The organism is Paraburkholderia sp. EG304, from assembly GCF_046543485.1.
Classification (GTDB): Bacteria; Pseudomonadota; Gammaproteobacteria; order Burkholderiales; family Burkholderiaceae; genus Paraburkholderia; species Paraburkholderia youngii.
This window is the reverse complement of the sequence record NZ_JBKGUA010000157.1, coordinates 1-3527: the sequence shown is the minus strand read 5'-3', so window position 1 is coordinate 3527 and position 3527 is coordinate 1. Positions and strand designations below refer to the sequence as shown.

Below are 3527 nucleotides of genomic sequence, written 5' to 3'. Positions count from 1 at the left end.
GTCGCTTGACCTTCGCGATCCGATTCAATGTCTCGTCCACTTTAGTTCCCACCAAATTATTTAGCGGGAACTAAACTACCAACCGGTTCGCTCAGCCGTCGAGAATGGCCGTCATGAGCCGCTTACGCTGGTTGGCGTTCACGCCAGCCTTGAGCGCCAGCCCGGCCACCGACGCGCCGGGCTGCTCGCACGCGTCAATCAGTCGCCGCTTGCCTTCGGGATCAAAGCAGCGCCGACCGCCTTCGTCGATGTGCGTGACTTTTAGGGGAAGGAAATGAAGTTCGTCCGGGGTCATGTTGCGTCCGCAAGTTGGGTGATTGCGGACGCAAGCTTGATCTTCCACCAGCGAACACGCTAGGCGGGCAGAAACTATCGCTTACGTTCAATCGATAAGGTATCCAAATCTATAAAGATTATTTCGACCACACTACCTATTTGCACCGGAGCCCTTGCGCGCCGGTATCTGGATGTAAACGCAATTTCAGCGCCGGCTTTGTTCGACTCTCCCCTTGCAACCCCGTAAGAACGTGGCTTTCCCGATGATCTGGGTTCGTAGGGGCCCTGCGACTGATTCTCTTCGGCCAACGGGTGCTGGGAATGCGCATCGTCATCACCTCTTGTTGCTGTTTCCACAAGACACGCCTTTGATGAGATTTCTATACTCCAATCACTTGGTAGTTTCAGAGCGATTTCATGGGCATAGGTTTCCGCCTGTGCCCTATGAACCTTTTATTCGGCGCCCGTCGCTGACTGGCCAAGAGCCGTTAATAGGCATCGAGCCAGAACTTGGCGGTTCGCGGGGACATCCATCATAGTTATATGGTCACCTGGAATTGGCACGGCATGAATAGCCTTTGCACTCAAAACGCGGTCCCAACCCCGCAAAGGCGAGCGTGCTTCTGGACCTGCAGAGTTTTTGCGAGATCGTGCCCGGTGGCGAAGAGGTTCATTGGCATAGAATTGGTATACCTCGATTGGGAGGGACGGAACTTGATACGAGTCCAGCGCCCGTTGGAATTGTATGGCCCTTTCATACGTCAGGATATCATTATGCAGGTTGCGATCCAAAGGGATCACTCCAATTTTCTGTGCCTTTTCAAGGAATTTAGAAATTGAACTTCTTCCAGAGAGGCGTTCAAGTAGTTCGAACCTCTCGTCGTCTACCTCGAGAGATTCCAGGAGCACTTCTTGTACCATTTGGGTGGGCGATACGCTTGATGGATGCGAAGATAGTACAACGTCAATTAGAGCGAGGAATGAAACAGTGTCGCCTTGATCCAGTAACCGTTGCGCAATTGCGTAAGCTAGGATTCCTCCTGATGAATATCCAGCGAGGCGATATGGACCGCGTGGCTGGATCTCTCTAATTGCCAAATTGAGTTGCGAGGCCATCTCTTTAAAAGTTGGAAATTGAACTTCACTAAATGGCGGCCATGGCAAAGCGTAGACAGGACATCCTGCGTCCATCTCCTGGACCAAACTAAGGACATAGGAGCAATCGCCAAAACCTGTGGGAACAAAGAACAGCGGCGGCTGCGATCCGGTTTCTCTAGAAACACAAATCACTCCCGAGCTGCTGGGCTGTGGTTCCAAATGAACCTTTGATGCAAGTTCCTTTAGAACGGGGGCTTGGAAGAGGTCGGCGGCGCTGAACTTGAGCCCGAGATCGACTGCGCGACTGAGCAACTGCATCGCCAGCAGCGAGTGGCCGCCCAGTTCGAAGAAGTGGTCGTGCCGCCCGACCCGCTCCAGCCCCAGAAGCTCCGCCCAGAGCCTTGCCAGCGCGGTCTCGATCTCGCCTTGCGGCGGCTCGTAGCTCCGCCGCGCATACGCCTCATCCTCCGGTGCCGGCAGCGCCTGGCGGTCCAGCTTGCCGTTCGGCGTCAAGGGCAGTGCCGCCATCCGCACAAACGCACTCGGCACCATGTAGTCCGGCAGGTGCGCACTCACATGCGCGCGCAACGCGCCGGCCAGCGCGTCGCCATCCGGCCCGCTCGAAGCTGCTTCAGCCGCACACACCACATAGCCGACCAGGTGTTTATCGCCGCGGCGGTCCTCGCGCGCCACCACCACCGCCTCGCGCACCAACGCGTGCCCGGCAAGCCGCGCCGCGATCTCACCCGGCTCGATCCGGAAGCCGCGGATCTTCACCTGCTCGTCGTTGCGGCCCAGGAACTCCAGATTGCCGTCCGGCAGATACCGCGCCAGATCCCCGGTCTTGTACAGCCGGTCGCCTGCCACAAAGGGGCTGGCGATGAACCGCTCCGCCGTCAGCTCCGGCCGGTTCAGGTACCCGCGCGCAACGCCGGCCCCGCCAATGTAAAGCTCTCCCACCGCCCCGAACGGCACAGGCGCGCCATGACCGTCCAGAAGATACACCCGCGTGTTCGCGATCGGACGCCCAATCGTCTCAACGACAGCCTCCCCCCTCGGCATGCAAATCCAGGTCGAGTACGTCGTTGTCTCGGAAGGTGCGTACAGGTTACATAACTTCTCGATGCGACTGCTCCCGAAGGCCTTCTCTATGAGGCTCGCCTTCAGCCGCTCACCCGCCAGATTGATGATGCTTGCCGAAGCCGGCACTGCGTTCTTCTCGAGCAGAGCGGCGAGCGCCGAAGGCACTGTGTTGATCAGCGTGACATCCAATGACGTTTGCGCCAGGGCCAGCGCATTCTCGACAACATACAGGGTGCCGCCTTGCGACAGCGGAAAGAAGCACTCATAGACCGACAGGTCAAAACTGATCGAGGTGGAGAACAGCATGCGGCTGATCTCTGATTCCGCAAACACGGCACTGCTCCACTGCAGCAGGTTCACGGTGCTCGCATGCTCGACCATGACGCCCTTGGGCGTGCCTGATGATCCCGAGGTGTAGATCACATAGGCGAGGTGGCGCGCGCTCAGGCCGAGCGCGCGCGGGTCCGGATCGGAGGCCGGCAGGTTCGCCCAGGCCGGCGTTGCCGTGTCGAGATCCACCACGCTCACACCGGCTAGCGCGTCGCAGCCCAGCGCGGCACGGCCGGCCGCATCGGCCAGCAGCAGCGGCGGCGCCGCATCCTCGAGCACCTGCCGCAGCCGCGCCGACGGATAGGCCGGATCCAGCGGCAGATACGCGCCCCCCGCCTTGAGGATCGCCAACAGCCCCACCACCATCGCCGGACTGCGCGCAAGGCAGATCGCCACCGGCTGGTCCGGCCTCACCCCGCGCCCGGTCAGATAATGCGCCAGACGGTTGGCCCGCGCATTGAGCTCGCCATAGCTCACGCGCTCCTCCGCACAGACCACCGCCACCGCCTCCGGCGCCTTGGCGACCTGCGCCTCGAACAGTTCGTGGATGCACTTCTCCGACGGATACGCCGCCGCCGTCCGGTTCAGCTCCTCCAGCAGGTACGCCCGCTCAGCGCCCGGCAGGATGTCCAGCTCCCGCACCGGCGTGTGCGGCGCCCGCTCCAGCGCCTCCGCCAGCTGCTCGAGCGTGTGCTGCATGTAGCCGCAGACCCGATCCGCTGAGACGCCTTCGGCCACCT

General features: G+C 60.5%; 1 protein-coding gene and 1 pseudogene. Both read right to left on the bottom strand.

What is annotated here, in order from left to right:
* Window positions 1–118: 118 nt before the first annotated feature.
* Window positions 119–295, bottom strand: a pseudogene (locus ACLFKU_RS42740) (IS66 family insertion sequence element accessory protein TnpB); the annotation flags it as partial.
* 434 nt (window positions 296–729) lie between these two features.
* Window positions 730–3527, bottom strand: a 2798-nt coding sequence (locus ACLFKU_RS42735) for a non-ribosomal peptide synthetase (RefSeq protein WP_410853258.1), incomplete at its 5' end; no start/stop codon positions are given.